21 protein-coding genes and 20 tRNA genes are annotated in these 26,013 nt (G+C 43.9%); 11 read left to right on the forward strand and 30 right to left on the reverse strand.

The features are described 5' to 3' along the window. Positions 1–93: 93 nt before the first annotated feature. Positions 94–1,269 carry a 2-octaprenyl-3-methyl-6-methoxy-1,4-benzoquinol hydroxylase gene (locus tag M4S28_RS04850; protein WP_065606620.1) on the forward strand — a complete coding sequence of 392 codons (1,176 nt, stop codon included), beginning with the start codon at positions 94–96 and terminating at the stop codon, positions 1,267–1,269. 71 nt (positions 1,270–1,340) lie between these two features. On the opposite strand, the gene M4S28_RS04855 is transcribed toward M4S28_RS04850, so the two are convergent. From M4S28_RS04855 to lolB, 25 genes are all read right to left on the reverse strand, one after another. Further along, entirely contained in the window at positions 1,341–2,387 is a 1,047-nt protein-coding gene (locus M4S28_RS04855) for a lactonase family protein (RefSeq protein WP_249632407.1), read from the reverse strand. A gap of 157 nt (positions 2,388–2,544) precedes the next feature. After that, positions 2,545–2,629: transfer RNA gene (locus tag M4S28_RS04860), tRNA-Leu, on the reverse strand. A 108-nt stretch (positions 2,630–2,737) separates the two neighbouring features. Further along, positions 2,738–2,812 (reverse strand) — tRNA-Gln (locus M4S28_RS04865). A gap of 30 nt (positions 2,813–2,842) precedes the next feature. Continuing rightward, positions 2,843–2,927 (reverse strand) — tRNA-Leu (locus M4S28_RS04870). Between the two features lie 68 nt (positions 2,928–2,995). Next, positions 2,996–3,070: transfer RNA gene (locus tag M4S28_RS04875), tRNA-Gln, on the reverse strand. A gap of 30 nt (positions 3,071–3,100) precedes the next feature. Continuing rightward, positions 3,101–3,185, reverse strand: a tRNA-Leu gene (locus tag M4S28_RS04880). A gap of 77 nt (positions 3,186–3,262) precedes the next feature. Beyond that, positions 3,263–3,339, reverse strand: a tRNA-Met gene (locus M4S28_RS04885). Between the two features lie 51 nt (positions 3,340–3,390). Next, positions 3,391–3,475 (reverse strand) — tRNA-Leu (locus M4S28_RS04890). 87 nt (positions 3,476–3,562) lie between these two features. Then, positions 3,563–3,637, reverse strand: a tRNA-Gln gene (locus tag M4S28_RS04895). 29 nt (positions 3,638–3,666) lie between these two features. Next, positions 3,667–3,751, reverse strand: a tRNA-Leu gene (locus tag M4S28_RS04900). Between the two features lie 108 nt (positions 3,752–3,859). Next, positions 3,860–3,934, reverse strand: a tRNA-Gln gene (locus M4S28_RS04905). Positions 3,935–3,963: 29 nt separating this feature from the next. Next, a tRNA-Leu gene (locus M4S28_RS04910) sits at positions 3,964–4,048 on the reverse strand. 77 nt (positions 4,049–4,125) lie between these two features. After that, a tRNA-Met gene (locus M4S28_RS04915) sits at positions 4,126–4,202 on the reverse strand. Positions 4,203–4,253: 51 nt separating this feature from the next. Further along, positions 4,254–4,338 (reverse strand) — tRNA-Leu (locus tag M4S28_RS04920). An 87-nt stretch (positions 4,339–4,425) separates the two neighbouring features. Next, positions 4,426–4,500 (reverse strand) — tRNA-Gln (locus M4S28_RS04925). Positions 4,501–4,529: 29 nt separating this feature from the next. Next, a tRNA-Leu gene (locus M4S28_RS04930) sits at positions 4,530–4,614 on the reverse strand. Positions 4,615–4,690: 76 nt separating this feature from the next. Further along, a tRNA-Met gene (locus M4S28_RS04935) sits at positions 4,691–4,767 on the reverse strand. Between the two features lie 77 nt (positions 4,768–4,844). Continuing rightward, positions 4,845–4,919, reverse strand: a tRNA-Gln gene (locus M4S28_RS04940). A 29-nt stretch (positions 4,920–4,948) separates the two neighbouring features. Continuing rightward, a tRNA-Leu gene (locus M4S28_RS04945) sits at positions 4,949–5,033 on the reverse strand. Positions 5,034–5,101: 68 nt separating this feature from the next. Beyond that, a tRNA-Met gene (locus M4S28_RS04950) sits at positions 5,102–5,178 on the reverse strand. 280 nt (positions 5,179–5,458) lie between these two features. Next, positions 5,459–6,550: a redox-regulated ATPase YchF gene (gene ychF / locus M4S28_RS04955; RefSeq protein WP_026012356.1), complete on the reverse strand. Its 1,092-nt coding sequence runs from the start codon at positions 6,548–6,550 to the stop codon at positions 5,459–5,461. 10 nt (positions 6,551–6,560) lie between these two features. Next, complete coding sequence (pth, locus tag M4S28_RS04960; protein ID WP_249632408.1) at positions 6,561–7,151, reverse strand: aminoacyl-tRNA hydrolase; 591 nt, start codon at positions 7,149–7,151, stop codon at positions 6,561–6,563. A gap of 210 nt (positions 7,152–7,361) precedes the next feature. Continuing rightward, positions 7,362–8,306 carry a ribose-phosphate pyrophosphokinase gene (locus tag M4S28_RS04965; protein WP_012603389.1) on the reverse strand — a complete coding sequence of 315 codons (945 nt, stop codon included), beginning with the start codon at positions 8,304–8,306 and terminating at the stop codon, positions 7,362–7,364. A 27-nt stretch (positions 8,307–8,333) separates the two neighbouring features. After that, the gene (gene ispE, locus M4S28_RS04970) at positions 8,334–9,209 is read right to left on the reverse strand and encodes a 4-(cytidine 5'-diphospho)-2-C-methyl-D-erythritol kinase (protein ID WP_004736233.1); all 876 of its coding nucleotides are present in this window, start codon (positions 9,207–9,209) and stop codon (positions 8,334–8,336) included. Continuing rightward, a complete protein-coding gene (lolB, locus tag M4S28_RS04975) occupies positions 9,206–9,853 on the reverse strand; it encodes a lipoprotein insertase outer membrane protein LolB (protein WP_249632409.1) in 648 nt (215 codons plus the stop codon). Before lolB ends, ispE begins: the two co-directional genes overlap by 4 nt. Before the next feature lie 160 nt (positions 9,854–10,013). Between lolB and hemA the strand changes: the two genes are divergently transcribed. From hemA to ybaK, 8 genes are all read left to right on the forward strand, one after another. Next, positions 10,014–11,273, forward strand: a complete 1,260-nt coding sequence (gene hemA / locus M4S28_RS04980; protein ID WP_004736235.1) for a glutamyl-tRNA reductase — start codon at positions 10,014–10,016, stop codon at positions 11,271–11,273. Positions 11,274–11,301: 28 nt separating this feature from the next. Next, a complete protein-coding gene (prfA, locus tag M4S28_RS04985) occupies positions 11,302–12,390 on the forward strand; it encodes a peptide chain release factor 1 (protein ID WP_004736236.1) in 1,089 nt (362 codons plus the stop codon). Between the two features lie 5 nt (positions 12,391–12,395). Continuing rightward, positions 12,396–13,268, forward strand: a complete 873-nt coding sequence (gene prmC, locus M4S28_RS04990) for a peptide chain release factor N(5)-glutamine methyltransferase (RefSeq protein WP_249632410.1) — start codon at positions 12,396–12,398, stop codon at positions 13,266–13,268. Positions 13,269–13,460: 192 nt separating this feature from the next. After that, positions 13,461–13,844, forward strand: a complete 384-nt coding sequence (locus tag M4S28_RS04995; protein WP_004736238.1) for a SirB2 family protein — start codon at positions 13,461–13,463, stop codon at positions 13,842–13,844. A 27-nt stretch (positions 13,845–13,871) separates the two neighbouring features. Continuing rightward, the gene (locus tag M4S28_RS05000; protein WP_017076864.1) at positions 13,872–14,681 is read left to right on the forward strand and encodes a SirB1 family protein; all 810 of its coding nucleotides are present in this window, start codon (positions 13,872–13,874) and stop codon (positions 14,679–14,681) included. 22 nt (positions 14,682–14,703) lie between these two features. Then, positions 14,704–15,558, forward strand: coding sequence for a 3-deoxy-8-phosphooctulonate synthase (gene kdsA, locus M4S28_RS05005; RefSeq protein ID WP_017076863.1), 855 nt, complete (start codon positions 14,704–14,706; stop codon positions 15,556–15,558). 614 nt (positions 15,559–16,172) lie between these two features. Then, positions 16,173–17,834 (forward strand): bifunctional UDP-sugar hydrolase/5'-nucleotidase UshA, encoded by a 1,662-nt coding sequence (ushA, locus tag M4S28_RS05010; protein WP_004736242.1) that lies wholly within the window; start codon positions 16,173–16,175, stop codon positions 17,832–17,834. 118 nt (positions 17,835–17,952) lie between these two features. Beyond that, positions 17,953–18,426, forward strand: coding sequence for a Cys-tRNA(Pro) deacylase (gene ybaK / locus M4S28_RS05015; protein ID WP_017076861.1), 474 nt, complete (start codon positions 17,953–17,955; stop codon positions 18,424–18,426). A 127-nt stretch (positions 18,427–18,553) separates the two neighbouring features. On the opposite strand, the gene rluF is transcribed toward ybaK, so the two are convergent. The 3 genes from rluF to M4S28_RS05030 form a co-directional block, all read right to left on the reverse strand. Further along, a complete protein-coding gene (gene rluF, locus M4S28_RS05020; RefSeq protein WP_249632411.1) occupies positions 18,554–19,648 on the reverse strand; it encodes a 23S rRNA pseudouridine(2604) synthase RluF in 1,095 nt (364 codons plus the stop codon). 176 nt (positions 19,649–19,824) lie between these two features. Further along, positions 19,825–20,406: a DNA endonuclease SmrA gene (smrA, locus tag M4S28_RS05025; protein ID WP_017076135.1), complete on the reverse strand. Its 582-nt coding sequence runs from the start codon at positions 20,404–20,406 to the stop codon at positions 19,825–19,827. A 167-nt stretch (positions 20,407–20,573) separates the two neighbouring features. Further along, positions 20,574–20,714 carry a DUF3149 domain-containing protein gene (locus M4S28_RS05030; RefSeq protein ID WP_004736246.1) on the reverse strand — a complete coding sequence of 47 codons (141 nt, stop codon included), beginning with the start codon at positions 20,712–20,714 and terminating at the stop codon, positions 20,574–20,576. Between the two features lie 255 nt (positions 20,715–20,969). On the opposite strand from M4S28_RS05030, the gene M4S28_RS05035 reads away from it, so the two are divergent. Further along, positions 20,970–21,046 (forward strand) — tRNA-Pro (locus tag M4S28_RS05035). 405 nt (positions 21,047–21,451) lie between these two features. On the opposite strand, the gene M4S28_RS05040 is transcribed toward M4S28_RS05035, so the two are convergent. Together M4S28_RS05040 and M4S28_RS05045 are read right to left on the reverse strand one after the other, a co-directional pair. After that, positions 21,452–21,874 (reverse strand): hypothetical protein, encoded by a 423-nt coding sequence (locus tag M4S28_RS05040; RefSeq protein ID WP_249632412.1) that lies wholly within the window; start codon positions 21,872–21,874, stop codon positions 21,452–21,454. Positions 21,875–21,995: 121 nt separating this feature from the next. After that, positions 21,996–22,883 carry a TraB/GumN family protein gene (locus tag M4S28_RS05045; protein ID WP_249632413.1) on the reverse strand — a complete coding sequence of 296 codons (888 nt, stop codon included), beginning with the start codon at positions 22,881–22,883 and terminating at the stop codon, positions 21,996–21,998. A 406-nt stretch (positions 22,884–23,289) separates the two neighbouring features. Between M4S28_RS05045 and M4S28_RS05050 the strand changes: the two genes are divergently transcribed. Next, positions 23,290–25,944: a beta-N-acetylhexosaminidase gene (locus M4S28_RS05050; protein WP_249632414.1), complete on the forward strand. Its 2,655-nt coding sequence runs from the start codon at positions 23,290–23,292 to the stop codon at positions 25,942–25,944. Positions 25,945–26,013: the final 69 nt, after the last annotated feature.

A 26,013-nucleotide genomic window follows, 5' to 3' on the forward strand; every position in this document is an offset into this window, starting at 1 on the left:
AACCCTTTTTTCGAATAAGGTTTTTGGTTACAAGTTAGTTATGAAAAAGTACAATCAAAAACAGTCAAAGAATCAAACTGATAAGTACAAAATATGAACAGTTACGATATTGTGGTAGTCGGTGGCGGCATGGTTGGCGCAGCAACAGCGGTCGGCTTTGCAAAGCAAGGGCTGAGTGTTGCGGTGATCGAAGGTTTTGCCCCACAAGCTTTTGATGGGTCACAAGCGATGGATACTCGTGTGTCTGCGATTTCTCAAGCATCGGTCGATTTACTTGAAGATCTTGGTGCGTGGCAAAATATCGCAGCGATGCGTGTGTGTTCTTACAAGCGTTTAGAAACGTGGGAGCATCCAGAGTGTCGTACTCGATTTGATGCTGCATCACTGGATCTGCCCCGTCTAGGCTATATCGTTGAGAATAGGCTCATTCAACTAGGATTATGGTCTCAATTTGATGCCTACGACAATCTCGAACTGTTATGCCCAGAAAAGCTGGATGAGATTGAGTTTGGTGAAACCAATATCGTTAAGCTTCAATCAGGAGCTGAGTTATCAGCGAAGTGGGTGGTTGGTGCTGATGGCGCGAATTCAGCCGTTCGTCAGCAAGCTGGGATTGGTATTACCGCTTGGGATTACCGACAGCACTGCATGCTTATCAATGTCGAAACCGAGCAGCCTCAACAAGATATTACTTGGCAGCAATTCCTACCAAGTGGTCCTCGTTCATTTTTGCCATTATGTTCTCTAACCTCTGACGGTCAAGAAGTCGGGCAGGGATCGTTGGTCTGGTATGACTCCCCATCTCGCATTAAGCAATTATCATCGATGACCCCTGAAAAGTTGCGAAATGAAGTACTTGCTAACTTTCCTAAAGAGCTAGGTGATATCAAGGTATTGAATTCTGGATCTTTTCCTCTGACACGACGTCATGCTCAATCATACTCGAAGAATAATTGCATTTTAGTCGGTGATTCAGCGCATACGATTAACCCTTTAGCAGGGCAGGGTGTCAACTTGGGCTTTAAAGATGTTTCAGTACTATTGGATGTCACCAATGAAAAAGGCGAATTGAATCAATCTGTAGCAAGACGCTATGAAGTGATGAGAAGAAGTGACAACTTAATGATGCAGAGTGGAATGGACTTCTTCTATAAAACCTTCAGTAATGACATTGGCCCTCTAAAGTTTGTACGCAATGCTGCACTAAAATTAGCGGAAAGTTCAGGGCCGATTAAAGCTCAAGTATTGAAGTACGCCTTGGGCCTTTAAAACGGCTAGATCAGGTTATTTATATAGAGAAGGAGAGCCGATGCTCTCCTTTTTTGTTTTTGCTGTAATGCTTATTGTTGCTGAGCGACACAAACTGGTGCATCAAGGTCTAACGAGTACCCTGTATAAACCAAAGACCCATCCTCATTATCTCGCTTGAATGAGGTGATGCTGTTGGAGTGCTGGTTGGCGGCGATAAGCCATTTCCCATCGTCAGTTATATGGAAGTCTCTTGGGAATTTACCTTCAGTGTCGTAGCTATCAATGAAAGTCAGTTTTTGAGCCTCAGAGTCGACACTGAAGCTGCTGATTCTTGATTGGTGTCGACATGACACATAAAGGAATTGCTCATCAGGGGATAGCTTAATCGCAGCTGCGGCTTCTCCCTTCTCCATATTAGGTAAGGCATCAACCTCATCCACTATATTCCAAATACCTAAAGACTTTTCCAAAATCAATATCGTTTCAGAAAGCTCACAGATTACATAGGCTTTGTCTTCAGCTTTGTTGAAGATTAGATGACGAGTTCCATTTCCTGCGGGCGCTTTAATAGACTGCATTGGCTCATCAAGGAACTCTTCTTGCTCTTCGTCAAAGCAATAGAAGTTGATTCGATCGGTGCCGAGATCGACAGTCACAAACTGTGGTGAGTTTTGTAAGAATAAACATTGATGGGCGTGTGGGCTAGTTTGTCTGTCTTTGTTCGGCCCTGAGCCAACCATCTTGATTGTTTTGAGTCGTTTATCGATGTTGCCATTGATACTTAAGCTAAAGATATCAAATGTACCTGACGAGTATTGGGAAGTGATAGCAAATTTATTGTGTGGATCTATCGCAACGTGGCAGGGGTGACCTCCCGAGATTAGGCCTGTATTGGACGCGATTTGTGAATCAACATTAGGTATATGAATGAGTTTCGGCAGTTTCTTTTGCTCAACTTCAGATGCTGTATAGATTCCAGACTTTGTCGCGGTGATAAAAGAGGGGTTATGACATTCGGCAATAAGCTCTAGAGGTAATAGTTTTCCTGTTTCTAGATCTAACTGAGTTTGATAGACACCTTGGCTTTTACTTGGCGTATCAGTGTAGCAACCGATCGTTAATGGGAGGGTTTTCATAGGTAGTCATACTCAATTAGAAAGTGGAGCAGACATTGTCTTATAAAATTGTATTAAAAGTGAGGTTATAGAAGAGAATACTTGGTGACTTGGCTAGCAGAATTGCATATTCCAGATAAAACAAAACCCAGCTAAAAAGCTGGGTTCTATTCAATGATGGTGCGGTCGGAGAGACTTGAACTCTCACACCTCTCGGCGCCAGAACCTAAATCTGGTGCGTCTACCAATTCCGCCACGACCGCAGCAAATCTTTATAGTTATATCGACATTGGTGATTCGATGTAACGTTGTGCTCTTGGTTTGCTATTTAGCTTAAAAACAAGCTAAGTAAAAACAAAGAGTTTAAATAGTGGCTGGGCTACCTGGATTCGAACCAGGGAATGCTGGCATCAAAAGCCAGTGCCTTACCGCTTGGCGATAGCCCAACAGTGATGTCATTTAAGACATCTAAATAATGGTGCGGTCGGAGAGACTTGAACTCTCACACCTCTCGGCGCCAGAACCTAAATCTGGTGCGTCTACCAATTCCGCCACGACCGCAGCAAAGCTTTTACTCTAGCGAAGAGTATAGTTAAGAAGACTTATGGTTTGTCTAAGTAACGTTGTAATGGCTGGGCTACCTGGATTCGAACCAGGGAATGCTGGCATCAAAAGCCAGTGCCTTACCGCTTGGCGATAGCCCAACAGTGATGTCATTTAAGACATCTAAATAATGGTGCGGTCGGAGAGACTTGAACTCTCACACCTCTCGGCGCCAGAACCTAAATCTGGTGCGTCTACCAATTCCGCCACGACCGCAGCAAATCTTTATAGTTATATCGACATTGGTGATTCAATATAACGTTGTTTGTACTTTTTCTTTCATAAAGAAAGAATGGTGGCTACTGCGGGATTCGAACCTGCGACCCCATCATTATGAGTGATGTGCTCTAACCAACTGAGCTAAGTAGCCAATAATGAATTTTATGTATTCACTATTTTATCTCTAATTAAAGAGAAATAATGGTGCGGTCGGAGAGACTTGAACTCTCACACCTCTCGGCGCCAGAACCTAAATCTGGTGCGTCTACCAATTCCGCCACGACCGCAGCAAAGCTTTCCTCTCAACTAAGCAAAGAGCTTAGTGAAGAGTATATAGTTAAGAAGACTTATGGTTTGTCTAAGTAACGTTGTAATGGCTGGGCTACCTGGATTCGAACCAGGGAATGCTGGCATCAAAAGCCAGTGCCTTACCGCTTGGCGATAGCCCAACAGGATATCAATTAAGATATCTAAATAATGGTGCGGTCGGAGAGACTTGAACTCTCACACCTCTCGGCGCCAGAACCTAAATCTGGTGCGTCTACCAATTCCGCCACGACCGCAGCAAATCTTTATAGTTATATCGACATTGGTGATTCGATGTAACGTTGTGCTCTTGGTTTGCTATTTAGCTTAAAAACAAGCTAAGTAAAAACAAAGAGTTTAAATAGTGGCTGGGCTACCTGGATTCGAACCAGGGAATGCTGGCATCAAAAGCCAGTGCCTTACCGCTTGGCGATAGCCCAACAGGATATCAATTAAGATATCTAAATAATGGTGCGGTCGGAGAGACTTGAACTCTCACACCTCTCGGCGCCAGAACCTAAATCTGGTGCGTCTACCAATTCCGCCACGACCGCAGCAAATCTTTATAGTTATATCGACATTGGTAATTCAATATAACGTTGTTTGTACTTTTTCTTTCATAAAGAAAGAATGGTGGCTACTGCGGGATTCGAACCTGCGACCCCATCATTATGAGTGATGTGCTCTAACCAACTGAGCTAAGTAGCCAATAATGAATTTTATGTATTCACTATTTTATCTCTAATTAAAGAGAAATAATGGTGCGGTCGGAGAGACTTGAACTCTCACACCTCTCGGCGCCAGAACCTAAATCTGGTGCGTCTACCAATTCCGCCACGACCGCAGCAAAGCTTTCCTCTCAACTAAGCAAAGAGCTTAGTGAAGAGTATATAGTTAAGAAGACTTATGGTTTGTCTAAGTAACGTTGTAATGGCTGGGCTACCTGGATTCGAACCAGGGAATGCTGGCATCAAAAGCCAGTGCCTTACCGCTTGGCGATAGCCCAACAGGATATCAATTAAGATATCTAAATAATGGTGCGGTCGGAGAGACTTGAACTCTCACACCTCTCGGCGCCAGAACCTAAATCTGGTGCGTCTACCAATTCCGCCACGACCGCAGCAAATCTTTATAGTTATATCGACATTGGTGATTCAATATAACGTTGTTTGTTTTCTTCTTTCATAAAGAAAGAATGGTGGCTACTGCGGGATTCGAACCTGCGACCCCATCATTATGAGTGATGTGCTCTAACCAACTGAGCTAAGTAGCCATCTGAGAGCGAAGTAATATAATATAATCTCGCTTCCAATGCCATTATCTTTTTAAAGATAATTACACTTTAAATTGTGGCTGGGCTACCTGGATTCGAACCAGGGAATGCTGGCATCAAAAGCCAGTGCCTTACCGCTTGGCGATAGCCCAACAATGATATCAATTAAGATATCTCAATATGGTGCGGTCGGAGAGACTTGAACTCTCACACCTCTCGGCGCCAGAACCTAAATCTGGTGCGTCTACCAATTCCGCCACGACCGCTTTACTTTCCTAAAAACTCTTTGTTGTTAAGAGACAGATGTTTAATAACAAACAGAGTGCTTAGGAAATGGTGGCTACTGCGGGATTCGAACCTGCGACCCCATCATTATGAGTGATGTGCTCTAACCAACTGAGCTAAGTAGCCATTTCCAAATTGTTGCTCATTTCGAAACGTTGCCGCTTCGTTGTGAACGGGGCGCATTATGCGGAGTTGAGCGAAACCCGTCAACTTTTTTTTTGAATAAATCGCGAATAAACATCTGTTCGGTTTCTTTTTAGGCAAAGAGGTGTATTTGTCGACAAAAAACAGGTCTAAATGGCGATATATATAGGAAGTTAAGTTTTGGATGTGGGGCTATTTCTAAAGGGGGAAAACAAAAAGGCCAGTGAATTCACTGGCCTTTTTTCTAGATGTTTAATCAGAATTATACGTTGAAGCGGAAGTGAACTACGTCACCATCTTTAACGATGTATTCTTTGCCTTCAAGACGCCATTTACCTGCATCTTTTGCTCCGCTTTCACCGCCAAATTCGATGAAATGTTCGTAGCCAACTACTTCTGCACGGATGAAACCTTTCTCGAAGTCGGTGTGGATCTTACCAGCTGCTTGCGGTGCTGTTGCACCGATAGGAATAGTCCAAGCACGAACTTCTTTAACACCGGCAGTAAAGTAAGTTTGAAGAGTCAGTAGCTCGTAACCAGAGCGGATCACTCGGTTAAGGCCTGGTTCTTCAATACCCATGTCAGCTAGAAACTCTTCACGATCTTCATCGTCAAGCTCAGAAAGTTCAGATTCGATTGCAGCACACACAGCAACAACAACGTTGTTCTCTTTTTCTGCATATTCGCGAACGGCGTCTAGGTAAGGGTTGTTTTCAAAACCATCTTCAGCAACGTTTGCAATGTACATTGTTGGCTTAAGCGTTAGGAAGTTAAGGTAGTCGATTGCTGCTACTTCTTCTTTGCCAAGTTCAACAGTACGAGCCATACCACCTTCAGTCAGGATAGGTAGAAGCTTTTCAAGAACTGTAGTTTCAAATTTAGCGTCTTTATCTCCGCCTTTTGCTTTTTTAGCATTACGGAAGATTGCACGTTCACAGCTATCTAGATCGGCAAGAGCAAGCTCAAGGTTGATCACTTCGATATCTTCGATTGGAGATACTTTGCCTGAAACGTGAACGATGTTTTCGTTTTCAAAGCAGCGTACAACGTGACCGATAGCATCAGTTTCGCGGATGTTAGCTAGGAATTTGTTACCTAGACCTTCACCTTTAGATGCACCAGCAACTAGGCCTGCGATATCTACGAATTCCATTGTCGTTGGAAGGATCTTCTGTGGATTAACAATTTTTGCTAATGCATCTAAGCGTAGATCTGGAACCGGAACGATACCTGTGTTTGGTTCGATTGTACAAAATGGAAAGTTTGCTGCTTCGATGCCTGCTTTAGTCAGTGCGTTAAACAGAGTTGACTTACCAACGTTTGGTAGACCAACGATGCCACATTTAAAACCCATGATATAAACCTTATTCTGCTTTGAACGTATGTAAGCGATTTTGTGCTTTTGGTAGGCCATCTTTTAATAAGATGTCTAGGCTACGAACCGATTCGTCAACGACAGCCTCGATACACTCTTGCTCTTTCGCAGGAGCTTTGCCTAATACATAACCTGCAACTTTATCTTTGTGTCCTGGATGGCCAATGCCTAATCTAAGACGATAGAATTCTTTATTGTTACCCTGCTTGCTGATGATGTCTTTCAGACCATTATGTCCACCATGACCACCACCTTTTTTTAACTTTCCAATACCAGGAGGAAGATCTAACTCATCGTGAGCGACCATGATCTCTTCTGGTTTAATTTGGTAGAACTTTGCTAAGGCAGCAACAGCTTTGCCTGACAAGTTCATAAAAGTCGTTGGGATCAGCAAGCGAAGATCTTCACCATGAACCATGATACGACCCGTTAGGCCAAAGAACTTTGGTTCGTTCTTTAGTGTTACGTTATGTACACGCGCTAATTCTTCAACTACCCAAGCACCCGCATTGTGGCGAGTTTTGGCGTATTCTGGACCTGGATTAGCCAGTCCAACGAGAAGTTTTATTTGTTGGCTCAAGGTATGGATCTCTCTTGGGATTTCAAAAAGCGCCGTATGATATCACAGTTTATGAAAAAGGTGCGAGCTAGCTGATAGCAACACGATGATTCCTGACTGTGGTGAATTGCGGCTTAATATTGGTTAGACATAAAAAAAGCACTTCATTCAATGAAGTGCTTAATGTGTCTCTCTCACGAGTTTCTAAAACAAAGCTTTATAGAGCTTTGATTAGTTAAACATCGCTGAGATTGATTCTTCGTTGCTGATGCGGCGAATTGCTTCAGCAAGCATGCGAGAAAGGCTTAGCTCAGTAACTTTGCCTGTCGCAGCCATCTCTGGAGAAAGCTTGATTGAATCTGTAACAATAACTTGGTCTAGAACTGAGTTACGGATGTTTTCTGCAGCAGTACCAGAGAATACAGCGTGAGTAGCGTAAGCGAATACACGCTTAGCACCGCGCTCTTTAAGCGCTTCAGCTGCTTTACACAGTGTGCCACCAGTATCGATCATGTCATCAACGATAACACAGTCACGACCTTCAACATCACCGATCAGGTTCATTACTTCAGAAACGTTAGCACGTGGACGACGCTTATCAACGATAGCGATGTCAACATCACCTAGCGCTTTAGCGGTTGCACGAGCACGTACAACACCACCAAGGTCTGGAGAAACCACAACTGGGTTTTCTAGGCCACGGTTAGCCATGTCTTCTAGAAGAACTGGAGTACCGAAGATGTTATCAACAGGTACATCGAAGAAGCCTTGGATTTGCTCTGCGTGTAGGTCGATAGTAAGAACGCGGTCAACACCAACGTTAGAAAGGAAATCTGCAACAACTTTTGCAGTAATAGGCACACGAGCAGAACGTACACGACGATCTTGACGGGCATAACCGAAGTAAGGGATTACAGCAGTAATACGGCCAGCAGAAGCACGGCGCATTGCGTCAATCATTACCACCAATTCCATAAGGTTGTCATTGGTTGGTGCACAAGTTGATTGAATCAGGAATACATCGCTACCACGAACGTTTTCATTGATTTGAACAGCGACTTCGCCATCAGAAAAACGGTCTACAGTAGCATCGCCAAGAGAGATGTATAGACGATCAGCAATACGTTGGGCTAGTTCAGGTGTTGCGTTACCAGCAAATAGCTTCATATCAGGCACGGTGGAAACCTCGGGTTGCGTCCAGTTTTAAATAGATTGTGGGTGGGCTGATTGGTATTCAGCCAAAGTTTCTTTCAAAGGCGAAATGTTTCGTCCTCTCGCGACAAACGCGGAAACTGTGTCAGGCAGTTGCTCTAGCACCGATTCGGCTTCTTTTTTGCTGCTAAATTCAGCAAAAACGCATGAACCCGTACCAGTCAATCTCGACGGCGCGTATTGTAGCAGCCATGAAAGTTGCTTATCAACCTCTGGGTACAGCATTCGCACAATTTTTTCGCAATCGTTTACGTATTCTTGCTCTAGAAGCGTTGCTAGTGCTCGCTTCGGCGTATTTCGAGTTAATTCTGAATGTGTGAATATGTCTACAGTTGCTATGCTCACTTGAGGTTTAACAACGAGATACCATTTTTCATCCGGATTAGCGGGCTGTAGCTGTTCTCCAACCCCTTCTGCAAAGGCGGCGTGGCCTCGAACGAAGACAGGAACGTCTGCGCCAAGCTGCAAACCGATTTCGGCAAGTTGATCATCAGAGAGGTTGAGTTGCCATAAATAATTAAGCGCGACCAGCACGGTTGCTGCATTTGAAGAGCCTCCACCAATGCCACCTCCCATTGGCAACACTTTCTTGAGTTCAATATCCGCACCGAAAGACGTTGAGGTATATTGCTGCAGCGCAGTAGCGGCTTTCCAGATCAAGTTGTCTTCAAGTGCTACCCCAGGAATTTCTGGTGTGATTGTTATCGAGCTAGTTTCTGAGTTTGCACTAACCGTCAGTTCATCGCCAAACTCGACAAACTGAAATAAGGTCTGAAGTTCGTGATAACCATTATCGCGTCGGCCAGTGATATAGAGAAATAAATTCAGTTTAGCCGGAGAAGGCCAGTGGGTTGGCGTTGTTATCATTTTTTCAGTGTCCACTTCGAAACTACAATGTTGATTTTGTTCTCGTCTTGCTTGAATGACAATCGAGTAGGGAGTGGGATTGTCTCTACCTTAGTGTTGTCTTTACCAGATAATAGTGTACTCGGCATCTCTGTATTTCGATAGTTATCAAAATTCAGTGTCCATAGTTGGTTGCTAACTTGTTTGGTGAGAGATTCAAGCGTGTTGGTGGTGTTCAATTGGTAGTTATCGGCTTGGTCTGGAATGCCAAGGAACCATTGTGGTAGATGGTCAATGGGAATCTGTAATCCAGTAAGTTGTTCCACAAGAACGGAAGCACTTGCATGAGTAAAAACTTGGTCATCATAAGTGACTACCTTGGCACCCGATGGGTCAATGGTGAGGTTCAAGGCGGTTTGACCAAGGAAAGTGGTCAGTCTTAATTGACTCTGATTTGGGGAATGCTTCCAAATGAAATTTAGGCTTTGGCGTTGCTCTGGAGAAATGTAAGCGAGCTTGCCTGAGGCTTGATAGTTTTCTATCTGTAAAAGCCGATCTTGGTGACTTTGCCACTCGACGCTGGTCGGTTGTTCTGGGATAGAAGAGCAACCCACCATAATTATGGTCATAAAAATAAGAGACGTGATTTTACGAAGCTTGCTCATATTTGCTCACAACTTGTTCAAATTTATCTAAAAAACGTCTCAACTATAGCATTGAATTCACGAAGTCAGGAAAACAAATCCCGCTTGCTCTTTAAATAGAGCCATGCATCAAGTAAAATTCGCCCCTTGTTTCCATTCCCTGATCGAGAACTTCTGATACATGTCTTTGCTTGCCGTAGGTATCAATCACAATACAGCGTCGGTTGAATTGCGAGAAAAAGTCGCTTTTGGTCCAGATAAATTATCTGAGGCACTCAAGCAACTTAACGCAAATGCACACGTAAATGGAAGTGTCATACTTTCTACCTGTAATCGAACTGAAGTGTATTGTGACGTCAAAGGCGTGGCAAAAAACAAGCTCATCGATTGGTTGTCAGTTTTCCATCAAGTTAGCCCTGAAGAGCTAAAACCCAGCATTTATATCCATGAAGAGCAGGCTGCGATTAAACATTTAATGCGCGTAGCTTGTGGTTTGGACTCCTTGGTATTGGGTGAGCCGCAGATCTTAGGTCAGGTGAAGCAAGCTTATACGGACTCGCGAGAGAACAAATCTGTTGATGCTTCAATGGAAAAACTGTTCCAGAAATCATTTTCTGTCGCCAAGCGTGTTCGAACTGAAACTGAAATTGGCGGAAGCGCGGTATCTGTTGCTTACGCAGCCTGTACGTTAGCTAAACACATCTTTGAGTCGATTGCCGATTCAACCGTGTTATTGGTTGGTGCGGGTGAGACGATTGAATTGGTGGCTAAACACCTTTCTGCGAATGGCTGCACTAAGATGATAGTGGCTAACCGAACTCGTGAGCGTGCTTTAGGGCTAGCTGAAGAGTTTGGTGCTGAAGTGATCAGTCTGAATGAGATTCCTGACCATTTGCATAGAGCGGATATCGTGATCAGCTCAACTGCAAGCCCGCTGCCTATTATTGGTAAGGGCATGGTAGAGACCGCACTTAAGACAAGAAAACATCAACCTATGTTGTTGGTTGATATTGCAGTTCCTCGTGATGTGGAATCTCAGGTCGGCGATCTGAATGATGCTTACCTATATTCCGTTGACGATTTGCAGTCGATCGTTGATGGCAATATTGAACAACGAAAAGTAGAAGCGATTCAAGCTGAAGCAATAGTTAGTGAAGAAAGCGCCGCGTTCATGAGTTGGATGCGTTCACTGCAAGCGGTAGACAGTATTCGTGATTACCGTAAATCGGCCAATGAAATCCGAGAAGATTTATTAAGTAAGAGTTTACAATCACTTGCCGCTGGCGGTGACCCTGAGAAAGTCTTACTTGAGCTAAGTAATAAGCTCACAAACAAATTGATCCATGCTCCAACGCGTGCACTTCAAAGTGCAGCTGAGCAAGGAGAACCTGCAAAATTAATGGTCATTAGACAGAGTTTGGGCTTAGAAAACCCTCAATAATATTCGACCTCCAACAGAATAAGACATTATGAAAGCCTCGATTCTAATAAAGCTTGAAACACTTGTTGAACGCTATGAAGAAGTTCAACATCTACTTGGTGATCCCGGTGTACTTGGGAATCAAGACAAATTCCGTGCCTTGTCAAAAGAGTATTCTCAATTAGAAGAGGTGACGGGGTGCTTCAAATCATACCAGCAAGCTCAAGAAGATTTAGAAGCTGCTGAAGAGATGGCAAATGAAGACGACGCAGAAATGCGCGAAATGGCTCAAGAAGAGATCAAAGATGCGAAAGCGAACATTGAACGTCTGACTGATGAGCTGCAAATTCTTCTGATTCCAAAAGATCCAAACGATGAGCGTAACTGTTTCTTAGAGATTCGTGCCGGTGCTGGTGGTGATGAAGCGGGTATTTTTGCGGGTAACCTTTTCCGCATGTACTCTAGATTTGCCGAGAAAAAAGGTTGGCGCGTTGAAGTAATGAGCAGCAACGTTTCAGAGCAGGGCGGCTTCAAAGAGATGATCGCTAAAATCAGTGGCGACGCTGTTTACGGCACTATGAAGTTCGAGTCTGGCGGTCACCGTGTACAACGTGTACCTGAGACTGAGTCTCAAGGTCGTGTTCATACATCAGCATGTACTGTTGCGGTTATGCCTGAGATCCCAGAAGCTGATCTACCAGAAATCAAAGCTGGCGATCTTAAAATTGATACTTTCCGTGCATCTGGCGCGGGTGGTCAGCACGTTAACACCACGGATTCAGCAATCCGTATTACTCACTTACCAACCGGTACAGTAGTAGAGTGTCAAGACGAGCGTTCTCAGCATAAAAACAAAGCGAAAGCGATGGCTGTTCTTGCGGCTCGTATCGTTCAAGCTGAAGAAGAGCGTCGTGCTGCTGCGATTTCAGATACACGTCGTAACTTATTAGGTTCTGGTGACCGTAGTGACCGTATTCGTACGTACAACTACCCTCAAGGCCGTGTTTCTGATCACCGCATCAACTTAACTATCTACCGCCTGAACGAAGTTCTGGAAGGTGATATGCAAAGCCTGCTTGATCCTGTTCTACAAGAGCACCAAGCCGATCAACTAGCAGCACTTGCTGAGCACAACTAATTACTATGCAGTCAGCATATACGGTTGAAAGTGCTTTAAAGTCAGCAATCGTACAGCTTCAAGAGGGCGATAACACATCGCCCTCGATTGATGCTGCGGTACTGCTTTGCCACGCCTTAGATAAACCAAGATCTTACCTACTGACTTGGCCTGAGAAGCATCTCACTTCAGAACAAGAATCCGAATTTCATACCCTTCTAAAACGTCGCTTAACCGGTGAGCCTGTGGCTTATATTGTTGGTGAGCGTGAGTTTTGGTCGCTGCCGTTAAAAGTCTCTCCTTTTACTTTAATCCCACGTCCAGATACGGAGCGTTTGGTTGAAGTCGCTTTGGATAAAACTTACGGTAAACAAGGTGCGATTCTAGATTTAGGCACGGGCACAGGTGCTATCGCGTTAGCATTGGCGTCTGAGATGCCGAACCGACCAGTGACGGGTATTGATCTTCGTCCGGAAGCGCAGCAACTTGCGACAGAAAACGCTCAGCGATTAAATATCACTAACACCACTTTTTTACATGGCAGTTGGTTTGAGCCTTTGAACTCGGTGAATTCTGAAGAAGAAGTTGTGAAGTTCTCGTTGATTGTCTCGAACCCACCTTACATTGAGAAGAATGACCCTCATTTATCTCAAGGTGATGTGCGTTTTGAACCGATCACCGCGTTAGTTGCTGAAGAGAAAGGTTTAGCTGATATTCGATATATTTCTGAAAACGCACGCGGTTTTTTAGAAAACGAAGGCTGGCTAGCATTTGAACACGGCTATGACCAAGGCTTGGTGGTACGTGAGATAATGCAACAACTGGGCTACTTGGATGTGGTTACAGAAAAAGATTACGGTGGTAATGACCGAGTGACATTGGGTCGTTACTGTTCATAGGCTGCTGTTCATCATCTAGTGAGCAACAGATGATGAACTTGCTAAATTGATACCTTTAACCTCGACAATACACTTAACTCGATAATGCACTTAACGCGGAAATACAGAGAATTAACGCAGAAACACAGGGCATTAACGGGTATTGTTTGGCTCGTGTTAACGAAAGCACATATAAAAATATAAAGGAATACCATGTACGAAGGTTTAAAACATTTTCACCTACTAACGATTGCTATAAGCGCGCTACTTCTTTCGATTCGTTTCGCTCTGATGATGGTTAACTCACCAAAGCTTAAGCATCCTTTCTTGCAGCGTTTCCCTCATATTAATGATTCGTTGCTGTTGCTATCGGGTATTGGTTTGATTTTTATCACTGGCTTTATTCCATTTACACCAGCAGCGCCATGGTTAACCGAAAAACTAACTTGTGTTATGGCTTACATCGCACTGGGCTTCTTTGCACTTAAGTTGGGTAAAAACAAACTATTGAGAGTTTTCTCTTTCTTTGGTGCGCTTGGCTGGTTAGCGATGGCAGGCAAAATTGCAATGACGAAGACACCAACATTTTTCGGTTAATTATCTCCTTATTTCGGTTAGTTACGTATGTACGAATTTTTTGATGAAGACTTTGACCAGCTAGAGTTAGCTGAAGGTGCATTGATCTTAAATAAAGCGATTAACCCAGAAACTCAAGACAGCTGGGCTGAGCAAGAACTGGCGAGATTGTTAAAAGACGCTGAGTTTGCTTTGGTTAATGAAACCGATGAGCAGCAGAAGTTTGAATCTTTTATTCGACTATTCTTTTACGAGTGGGGTTTTGCTGGCGATAAAGATGCGTACTTCTCTTCGGAAAACGCATTCATCGATAAAGTGCTCGAGAGAAAGAAAGGCATCCCAGTGAGTCTTGGTGCGATTTTTCTTTTTCTAGGTCGCAAGCTAGGCTTCCCTGTAGAGGGCGTCTCTTTCCCTACTCAATTCTTGCTAAAAGTGAGTTGGTACGGGCAAGCAGCCGTCTATATTAACCCTTACAACGGTGAGTATGTTGGCGTACAAACTTTACGAGCTTGGTTAATCGGACATGATGGCCCACTCGCTAAGGTGAAAGCGGAACACTTAGACGTTGCCGATCACCCAACGATTATTGGTAAGTGGCTAGCGTTGCTTAAGAGTGCATTATTGCGAGAAGAGCGTTATACGCTTGCATTGAAGTGTACTGATCTTGCGTTAACCTTTGTGCCGGATGATCCGTATGAAATCCGTGACCGTGGCTTTATTTATCAGCAGCTAGACTGTCATCAAGTTGCTGCAACGGATTATCAATACTTTATCGACCAATGCCCAGATGACCCTGCATCTGAGTTACTGAAATCTCAAGTGAACGTCATGAACGAAAAGACAGTGGTTGTTCACTAATTAATAATTATTTAGAGAGAATATGATGGAACAGAAAACAGTACACATTGGTGACATGCCAATTGCTAACGACAAGCCATTTACGCTATTTGCAGGCATGAACGTTCTTGAATCTCGCGATCTAGCAATGCAGATCTGTGAGCATTACGTGAAAGTCACAGAGAAGTTGGGCATCCCTTACGTATTTAAGGCGTCTTTCGATAAAGCAAACCGCAGCTCAGTTCATTCATACCGTGGTCCAGGTATGGAAGAAGGTCTTAAAATCTTCCAAGAACTGAAAGATACCTTTGGCGTGAAAATTATCACGGATATCCACACAGAAGCACAAGCTCAGCCTGTTGCAGATGTGGTTGATGTAATCCAGCTTCCAGCGTTTCTTGCTCGTCAAACTGACCTTGTTGAAGCGATGGCTAAGACCGGCGCTGTAATCAACGTGAAGAAGCCTCAGTTCATGAGCCCAGATCAAGTGGGTAATATCGTTGATAAGTTTGCTGAGTGTGGCAACGACAACATCATTCTTTGTGAACGTGGTTCTTGCATGGGTTATGACAACTTAGTTGTTGATATGCTTGGTTTCGGTGTAATGAAAAAATCATCAAACGGCAGCCCAATTATCTTTGATGTGACTCACGCGCTTCAAATGCGTGATCCATCAGGTGCTGCCTCTGGCGGTCGTCGTGAGCAAACCGTTGAGCTTGCTAAAGCGGGTCTTGCGACGGGTATTGCGGGTCTGTTCCTTGAGGCACACCCGAACCCTGATCAAGCACGCTGTGATGGCCCATCGGCGCTACCTCTAGATAAACTAGAGCCGTTCTTGAAGCAAATGAAAGCACTTGATGACCTTATCAAAGGCTTTGACCACATAGATATCAAATAGCTTTGGCTGATGCTAAATAACTAGCATTAAATCGCTAATTTTAATGAATTTAAGTAGTTATTTAACTGCATAAGATAAACGCCCAACTCTTAGAGTTGGGCGTTTTTGTTTAACGGACATCCGTTCAGTTAATTAAAGCCTCGGCCTATTTTGACGATGACCAAGTTGTTTTTCGATGACTAAGTTGTTTTGACTATGACTAAGCTATTTTTCGATGACTAAGCTGTGTAGTCGTTAGCTAACTTGTTTTTCAGAGTACTAATCAACGGCAGATGATTAATTCTTTGTTAACAGAACCTCTGATTCCTTAAGAAAGTGGTATAGGTGTGTGAGGTCTGTCCTGTTTATAGTAAATTACTGATGTTCATCACACTTTATAAGTAAACGATTGCCTGTGATGCAGGGGAAGTTTGAGTGTAATCTCATAATTTTGTTACACTTAACTGCCGATCTATGCGTGACCAATTCGACATAAATATGAAATCGTCGTGTTACATCTAGAATGTTAATTTAAGATTAGTCATGTTGAAGTCTTATTGTTCGAACTCCAGGAAAGGGGTCGCAATAGATTATAAAAAGCAGTGGATTCCCCTAAAAAGTTCAAAGGTATGACAATGAAGCAACGCCTTATTCTAAAGACAGCACTAAGTGCTGCAATCCTAGCTACTCTAGCTGGATGTGCGTCTCAATCAACTCAAGATTGGAACCAAGACGAAACTTACAAGCTAACGGTTCTACACACTAACGACAACCATGGTCGCTTTTGGCAGAACAAATACGGTGAATACGGCATGTCTGCGCGTAAAACGCTTGTTGACCAACTTCGTGCTGAAGTTGAAGCAGAAGGCGGTAGCGTGTTGCTTCTATCTGGTGGTGACATCAACACCGGTGTGCCAGAGTCAGATCTTCAAGATGCAGAACCTGATTTCAAAGGTATGAATAAAATTGGTTACGATGCAATGGCATTGGGTAACCACGAGTTTGACAACTCTTTAGACGTACTACAAAAGCAGATCGACTGGGCTAACTTCCCAATGCTATCTGCAAACATCTACGACAAAGCAACAGGCGAACGCAAGTTCCAAGCTTACGAGATGTTTGAAAAGCAAGGTATCAAGATTGCTGTTATCGGTCTAACCACTGAAGATACGGCAAAAATCGGTAACCCTGAGTTCATCGCGAGCATTGACTTCCGTGACCCTAAAGAAGAAGCGAAGAAGCTAATTGCTGAACTTAAAGAAACAGAGAAGCCAGACTTAATCTTCGCTGTGACTCACATGGGTCACTACGAAAACGGCCAACGTGGTGTTAACGCACCGGGTGATGTAGCACTTGCTCGTTACCTAAACGAAGGCGACCTAGACATGATCGTTGGTGGTCACTCTCAAGAGCCTGTATGTATGGAAGGCCCTAACGTTGCGAAGAAAAACTTCAAGCCGGGTGATGAGTGTAAACCAGACGTACAGAACGGTACCTACATTGTTCAAGCTCACGAGTGGGGCAAGTACGTAGGTCGTGCTGATTACGAATTCCGTAACGGCGAGCTAGAGATGGTGAGCTACGATCTGGTTCCAGTTAACCTTAAGAAGAAAGTTAAGATTGACGGTAAGAAGCAACGTGTTCTTATTCAAGATGAGATCGCACAAGATCCAGAGTTGCTTGAATTCCTACGTCCTTTCCAAGAGCAAGGTCAAGCACAGCTAGAAGTTCAAATTGCTGAGACAAATGGCAAGCTTGAAGGCGATCGTAACGTGGTGCGTTTCCAACAAACTAACCTAGGTCGTTTGATTGCGACTTCTCACATGGAGCGTGCACAAGCAGACTTCGCTGTGATGAACTCTGGTGGCGTTCGTGACTCAATTGAAGCGGGCAATGTCACTTACAAAGATGTATTGAAGGTACAACCTTTTGCAAACATCCTGACTTACACAGACATGACAGGTAAAGAAGTTCTAGATTACCTAAACGTTGTGGCGACGAAACCAATCGATTCTGGTGCTTACGCGCAGTTCGCTGGCATTTCAATGACAGTAGCAAATGGTGAAGTATCGAATGTCTTCATCGGTGGCAAACAGCTTCGTTTAGACGAAACATACCGTTTCACAGTGCCAAGCTTCAACGCGGCTGGTGGCGACGGTTACCCTAAACTGTCAGATCACCCTGGTTACGTGAACACAGGTTTTGTTGATGCTGAAGTACTGAAAGAGTACCTAGAAGCGAATAGCCCAGTTGACGTGAACAAGTACGCACCTTCTGGTCAAATGGTTTACAAGTAATTAAACCCAGTTGATAGAGTCAATAGGTGCTAAATTAGATTGACTCTAGCACCATGATAAATTTAACTAAAGCGACGCCTCGGCGTCGCTTTTTGTTTATCTATCGTTTGGATTTGTTATGACCCCTGCAATCAATCTCGCCAAGAAAAAGAAAATCGCTCATAGCGTGCATCAATATCACCACGATGCGAATAACACGAATTATGGATTAGAGGCTGTCGAAGCGCTTGGTCAAGATCCCAAACGTGTATTTAAAACGCTTTTGTTCTGTTTGAATGGCGTCGCTAAAGATTTAGCTGTGGCCGTTATTCCCGTTGATCAGAAGCTAAACCTGAAGCTTGCGGCAAAAGCGGCAAAAGGCAAAAAAGCAGAGATGGCGAATCCTGATATTGCTCAGAAAACCACGGGTTATGTGGTGGGTGGGATCAGCCCTCTTGGTCAGAAAAAAGCCTTGCCTACCTTTGTTCATTCCAGCGCTACCGATTTTGAAACGATATGCGTGAGTGCAGGGAAGCGCGGGCTAGAAATTGAACTCGACCCGAAAGACTTAGCGCTACTGACTCGCGGTCAGTTTGCTGATCTATGTTTATAGTTTGTCGTCGTCATGATGATACAACTACCGAATGACAAACAAAAACGCCCGCTAGATTAACCTAGCGGGCGCTTTTATATTGAGTGTCTATCCTGAAATGTGCTTGTACATTGAGGACGAATTATGACTACTTCTTCAGACCTAAAGTACCACCAACACGCTTCGGTGCAGGCTTACCGCTTCGACGATCGTTATTGTTGCGATCTGTGCGGGTGCGATCCGAACTGTTTCTATCTGAATTAGAACGCTCTGAACGAGAGTTCGATTTCCAGTTCTCGGTATTGCCACCGCTTTCACCATTCGATGAGTTACGGCCATGTTTCGAGTTAGGCGCATGACGGAATTCATCTGCATTATTACCGCGATAGGTGCGAGTACGGTTCTCGTTTTGATTACGGCGCGCTGTGGAAGTTTGGTTTTCTTCACGGCTATCAAAAAGTTTTGCGTCTGTCGCTTTGCGAATGCGTTGACCTTTCGCGTTCATTTTTGATGCATCTTCAGTACTTACAGAGCCTTCACACATCGCTAAAATTTCAGTGATCTCTTCGTCGCTCAGGTAGCGCCATTTCCCGTTAGGAATGCCGTCTAATGAGATGTTCATAATACGAACACGGCGCAGCTTAAATACCTCGTAACCTAATGCTTCACACATACGGCGAATTTGGCGGTTAAGGCCTTGCGTTAGTGTGATTCGGAACGAAAATTTGGTTTCTTTCTCGACTTTACATGGCAAGGTAACAGTATCGAGAATATGAACGCCAGCGCCCATTTGCTTCAAGAACTCAGTCGTAATCGGCTTATCTACACGCACCACGTATTCTTTCTCGTGGTTGTTACCGGCACGTAGGATTTTGTTTACGATGTCGCCATCGTTGGTCAAGAAGATAAGACCATCAGAAGGCTTATCTAGACGACCAATAGGGAAAATACGTTTGTGGTGGCCGATAAAGTCGACGATGTTGCCAGGAATATCACGTTCAGTAGTACAGGTGATGCCTGTTGGTTTATTAAGAGCAATGTAGATCGGTTTCTCTTTTGAGCGAACAGGCTTATTGTCGATCTCAACATCATCACCGGGCAAGACCTTAGTACCCATTTCAGGGATCTTACCGTTAATAGTAACTCGGCCTGCATCAATGAGTTTGTCGGCTTCGCGGCGTGAGCAAAAACCAGTTTCACTGATGTATTTATTAAGGCGTTTAGCTTGGGATTCTTGTGACATGATATTCTCTTAGCGTTTCACAACGGAAATATAGATAAACAAAAAACAACTTTTGGATAGCTGCTTTGAGTTGGGATTCATTAACTGAGGACAATTTTAGCACTTGGTGTGAGTCTAGGCACTAAATATCGATCTTGATGCAATTCGCTATCAGTGTACTTATCTGTTTGAACCAGTTAACTGGTGCGTTTTTGATGGCGCTCTCTGTTCTCTAGCTTTTTCTCATTACTCTTTCTGAGCATAACGTAGACTGCGCCAGTACCACCATGAAATTGCTGAGCAGAGTGAACACATTGAACGTCGTTAATTTGCGTGAGCCAATTCGCCACGTAGCTTTTCATCATTGCTGGTGGATTCGAGCGCTCACCTTTACCGTGAACAATGATAACGGTGCGAACATCCATTCTTAAACACTGACGTAAAAATGAGAGTACTTCGTTACGAGCATCTTTCAGTGTTTTCCTATGAAGGTCGAGTTTGGCCTGAATAGGGTATTTGCCTAAGCGCAGCTTTTTGTATACGCCTTCTTGTACACCATCTTTCTTGTAAGCAATGACGTCGTCTGGCTTGATCATTGGTGAGTAGTCTAATGATAAGTAGTCTTTCTCGTCGTCAGACAGCCACATAGCAGCTTCACGCTTAGCAAGGTGAGATTCTGTGACTCGGTGTACTTTCTGGTGTTCGGCGGTGTCATGGTCGATACGTTTAACATCGCCCATCATTTCTTGGAATAGATCTAAGTCGTCATCATGAGACATAGTGTGTATCTCAAGTTGGAGAAGGATAGGGTAAGTATACCTAAGTTGAGGCCGGGTTTAAAAATGAAAAAACCGGAGAAGACAATAAGTCTGCTCCGGTGCAAAGCGTTTTTACATCCACCCAAAGAAAATGATACTTAAAAGTAGATGACTTAGGCTGAGCGATTCTAGTGAGGAGATTTTTCAGTCATAACTTTGTAGATGAAGAAGCCTCCATAGAACATCATGAGACCCAGAGCCCCGAATATTACTATCATTGAAGATAGTCCCACTGCATTACCAAATAGGAGTTCTAGCCAAAAGTCCATGTGTATACCTCAAAGTTATATGACATGGCTTAGTGTATTAAGTAGCGTTATCAATTCACTGATCTGGATCAATCCTGTTTCATAAGTTAAATACTTGTTGTTGAGTGTGTGTTTTTCGTCACATTAGCCGTTAGGTTGTACGTCTTTTGTTCGAACGATTCGATATTGTAAAAAAGAGTGAAAAAAGCTCTTGCGCATAAATTCAGAATCCGTATTATACGCTTCATCGACAGGCAATCAGCCAGTTAGATATCTCGGTGAATAGCGCAGCTTGGTAGCGCATCTGGTTTGGGACCAGAGGGTCGGGGGTTCGAATCCCTCTTCACCGACCACATTAAAGAAAGCCGTAGCACTCTTTGTAATAGAAGGGGCTACGGCTTTTTTGCATTTCAGGATAAAGATAATCACTTGGTCAACGGGTTCGCCTGATGTTCAAAATAAGCTCTTCACCGGCCACATTTAGAAAGCCTGCTCATTGAGCCGGCTTTCGTCGTTTCCGGGTATGAGAAATGGGATTAGAACTTAGGTAGGGTTCGCCTGATGTTCAAAATAAGCTCTTCAACGCCACATTAAAGAAGCCGTAGACCATTTATTATAGAGAAGGGCTACGACTTTTTTGCATTTCGGTATGTGCGTCATTCCCTAGAGTGACGAAGGAGCGAGTCGGGAATCTCTTGTTGTTCTAAACATCCCGCATAGAGAAAAGGATTGACTCAATAAGCCCGTCCCAAATCTGTTTACTTCACATCACAAGTGATGTTCTTGATTGGCGTCTCTGAGGTAACAAAGCAAACATACGCTTCAACAGAGTTATTTGGACCAATTCGAATGTAGCCTGCCTGTACTTCATCTTCGTTAAAAGTCACCGAGTGAGAGTTACCTGTCTTGCCATCGTAAAAGCTTGCTTCAAAATTACCATTCATTTGGCTTGCGATACGGTTGCGTGTCGTAGACGTCGTGAACGTAATATTCGCGCATCGCATGGGTGGCTTTTCAGTAATCAAAAACTGTCCGCTTTCTTTATCTAGCACGCCGCCTTTTGTATCTGGCTGAATGTCGATGGCTTGAAACTGTTCGATGGTACAAGTTTCTTTGGCAGACGCTGCCGTGGGCATCAGGATCGCGAGGGCTAAAGGTAAAGCGAAGAGTACTGGTTTCATGAGAACAACACCGTGTATAAAAAGAGCGAAAGATAATAGCACCGTTATGGTGCTATTAAATGTAATGATTCTGTTATTAGGTAATGGTTATATTATGAGAAGGTCATAGTATCGAATTTAGTTAATTGTCGTCACTAACCTCAAATTGACACTGAGCCTGTTGGCTTTGTGATTGTTGAGTGACATTAAAACCTTTCTCTTTTAACAACTGTAAAAGGTTACCTTCGCCAACTAGGTGCAAGGCGCCAACCACGATCAAATAATTCCCATTTGAATCGAGTTTCCAATCATTGGCGGATAGCTTGTTTGCCCAGTCGATATTGCGATTGGTTAAAAATGCCTTCTCTAGTTCAGGCGACATTTCTGACAGCTCTGCGAAGGCTTCCAGCTTCGCTAAATCACCTGCTTTCCAGCTTTCGATTAAGCAATGAACCACACGATCAGTTTGGTCAAATTCTTCAAGGCTACTGACTAACCATTCTTTACCGTCGTCCTTTTGTTTTGTCATCAGGTCTATTTGGAACTGTAGGGGCTCTAAACTGATTACCGGAACATCTTGGATCGTTGCTTTGTGAGCTAGCGTCGCATCAACGCCGCTGGCGGAGCCATAACCAAGGTTTTTTAGCTGCTGCATCTGTATGGAGAGAGAAGTCGCCCAAGGCGGTGAGCTGAGCAGTTGTTGCGTCGGCATCTCCAACGATTTTGATATGTCGGTTAATAATTGCAGTTGTTCTTCATTGAGCACATCGGCTGTGGTGAGTTTGTTGTGGGGATATACAACGCCATCAGACTTTCTGATATCCGTTTCGATAACTAACCCATCACTGTTTTTTAGCGCGTCGGTGATTGCTGAAGGAAGTGGGTACATACTCTCGTCCCCAACGTGCACGGAACCTAAGATAGTGAGTGTCAGTTCATCCTTTTTTGCTTGCCAATAAAGGGGCTCGGCGACCGCTTGCCTAGCTGAAAAAGCGAGAACGAATAAAGTCATGTAGAAGAATGGGCGCAAAGGGATCTCCTTTAGGAAGTCTTAAACTCGTTAAAATCGATTTTGACGGTGTTTTTTAACGGTTTTTTTTGAGAACGATGTCACGTTGTTTGTACGAAAAGTATAACAACACCAACAAACTCTTAAACCTTTGTCAGTAACAACGACACGATTTTATGAAATCCTTTCAAAAGATTGTGATTCAATTCTCAAATATTACGTCAAAATAAAACTGACGGAACTGTCGATGTCGGTAACTTTATGATTTTAATCAGGTTAATTTCATCAATATTTTTTAGATTTGAAGTCGATCACTTTATTAACTTGATTTAATTCACGGCGAAAAATAAGGCCATATAGTTTATCTAACTTTTGAAGCGTTCTATTTTGCTTCTAACTCAATTTTTTAAATTTATGGGTGAATACGATGTTGAAGAGAAACTTATTATCTGTAGCGGTACTGGCTGGTTTAACGGGGTGTGCGGTAACACAAGCACCAGAACAAAAGGTGGTTAATGCACTGGCTGATAACCTTGATGTGCAATACGAAATTTTGACGAGCCACGGCGCAAACGAAGGCATGGCTTGTCAGGATTTAGGCGCAGAGTGGGCATCATGTAACAAAGTGAACATGACTCTGACCAATGACGGTGAAGCGATCGATTCGAAAGATTGGACTATCTACTTCCACAGTATTCGCCTTATCTTAGATGTTGATAATGAGCAGTTTAAAATCACTCGTGTAACAGGCGACCTACACAAGCTAGAACCTACAGATAAGTTCGATGGTTTTGCCGCTGGTGAAGAAGTGATTCTTCCACTAACAAGTGAATACTGGCAACTGTTTGAAACCGACTTTATGCCGGGTGCATTTGTAACGGCGCCAAACGCTGAACCTAAGATGATTGCTTCATTGAATACGGAAGATGTCGCGTCGTTCGTAACAGGTTTGGAAGGAAACAACCTTAAGCGTACACCTGATGACAACAATGTCATGGCAACAGCGGTTACTCGCTTTGAAAAGAATGCTGATCTGGCAACGCAAGATGTATCAACCACTTTACTACCAACGCCAATGTCGGTAGAAGCGGGCGAAGGTTCAGTGAGCATTGCTGGTGGTATTGCCCTACCTAAAGACGCATTCGATGCTGAGCAGTTCGCTGCAATTGAAGAACGTGCAGATGTGGTAAACGTAGATGTGAGTGGCGACCTACCTGTTAGTGTTGCTGTTGTTCCTACTCAGTTTACGGGTGATTTAGCGAAATCTGGCGCTTATGAACTAAGCATCTCGGAAGAGGGGATTGCGATTAAAGCGTTTGATAAAACAGGTGCTTTCTACGCAGTTCAGTCTATTTTGGGCCTAATAGACAGTCAGAACGCTGAATCATTACCACAACTGTCGATCCAAGATGCGCCACGCTTTGACTACCGTGGTGTGATGGTGGATGTTGCTCGAAACTTCCACTCAAAAGATGCCATCCTAGCCACGCTAGATCAAATGGCAGCCTACAAGATGAACAAACTGCACCTTCACTTAACGGATGATGAAGGCTGGCGTTTAGAAATCCCGGGTTTACCAGAGCTAACGGATGTAGGGTCTAATCGTTGTTTTGATTTGGAAGAGCAAAGCTGTTTACTGCCTCAGCTAGGTTCGGGTCCAACAACAGACAACTTTGGCTCTGGTTTCTTTAGTAAAGCGGATTACGTCGAGATCTTAAGCTACGCAAAAGCGCGCAGCATCGAAGTTATTCCAGAAATTGATATGCCGGCACACGCTCGTTCTGCTGTGGTATCAATGGAAGCGCGTTACACTCGCCTAATGGCGGAAGGCAAAGAAGCTGAAGCAAGTGAATATCGCTTGATGGATCCACAAGATACTTCAAACGTGACGACGATTCAGTTCTACGATAAGCACAGCTTCATCAACCCATGCATGGAATCATCGACTCGCTTTGTTGATAAAGTGATTACTGAAATTGCAGCAATGCACAATCAAGCGGGCATGCCGCTAACGACTTGGCACTTTGGTGGCGATGAAGCGAAAAACATCAAGCTAGGCGCAGGCTTTCAAGATGTTGATGCTCAAGATAAAGTTGCATGGAAAGGTAACATTGAGCTAGACAAGCAAGACAAACCATTCCAACAGTCTCCACAATGTCAGTCTTTGATTGCTGATGGTTCAGTGAGTGATTTCGGTCACCTACCTGGCTACTTTGCAAAAGAAGTATCAAAAATTGTTGCAGACAAAGGAATTCCTCACTTCCAAGCTTGGCAAGATGGCTTGAAGTATGTGGAAGAGGGTGAATCTGGCTTCGCTACTGAAACGACTCGCGTTAACTTCTGGGACGTTCTTTACTGGGGCGGCACTTCATCAGTGTACGACTGGTCAGCGAAAGGTTATGACGTGATTGTCTCTAACCCAGATTACGTATACATGGATATGCCATACGAAGTAGATGCAGCAGAGCGCGGTTACTACTGGGCAACGCGTGCAACGGATACTCGTAAGATGTTCGGTTTCGCACCGGAAAACATGCCACAAAATGCGGAAACGTCATTAGACCGTGACGGCAATGGCTTCAGTGGTAAAGGCGAGATTGAAGCGAAACCTTTCTACGGTTTGTCAGCGCAGCTTTGGTCTGAAACTGTACGTACTGACGAGCAGTATGAATACATGGTGTTCCCTCGTGTTCTTGCAGCAGCAGAGCGTGCATGGCACCGAGCAGATTGGGAAAACGACTACAAAGTGGGCGTTGAGTACTCTCAAGATACTGACTTAGTGAATAAGCAGGCTCTAAACAGCGACTTTAATCGCTTCGCGAATATTGTTGGTCAACGTGAGCTGGCTAAGCTCGAGAAAGCGGGTATTGATTACCGACTACCAGTTCCAGGTGCTCAGGTTGTTGATGGTAAGCTAGCGATGAACGTTCAATTCCCAGGCGTAGAGCTTCAATACTCAGCTGATGGTGAAAACTGGCTGACTTATGATGAGCAGCAACGTCCTTCGGTTTCTGGTGAAACGTACATCCGCTCTATCTCTGAAAGTGGCGAGAAAGTAAGTCGAGTAACTTCGGTAAAATAATCGACAAGCAACATTAATAGAAGAGCTCCCTAGCTTTTATCTGATTCAGATAAGAGTGGGAGCTTTTTT

It is taken from the genome of Vibrio sp. J383 (assembly GCF_023503985.1).
Lineage (GTDB): Bacteria > Pseudomonadota > Gammaproteobacteria > Enterobacterales > Vibrionaceae > Vibrio > Vibrio splendidus.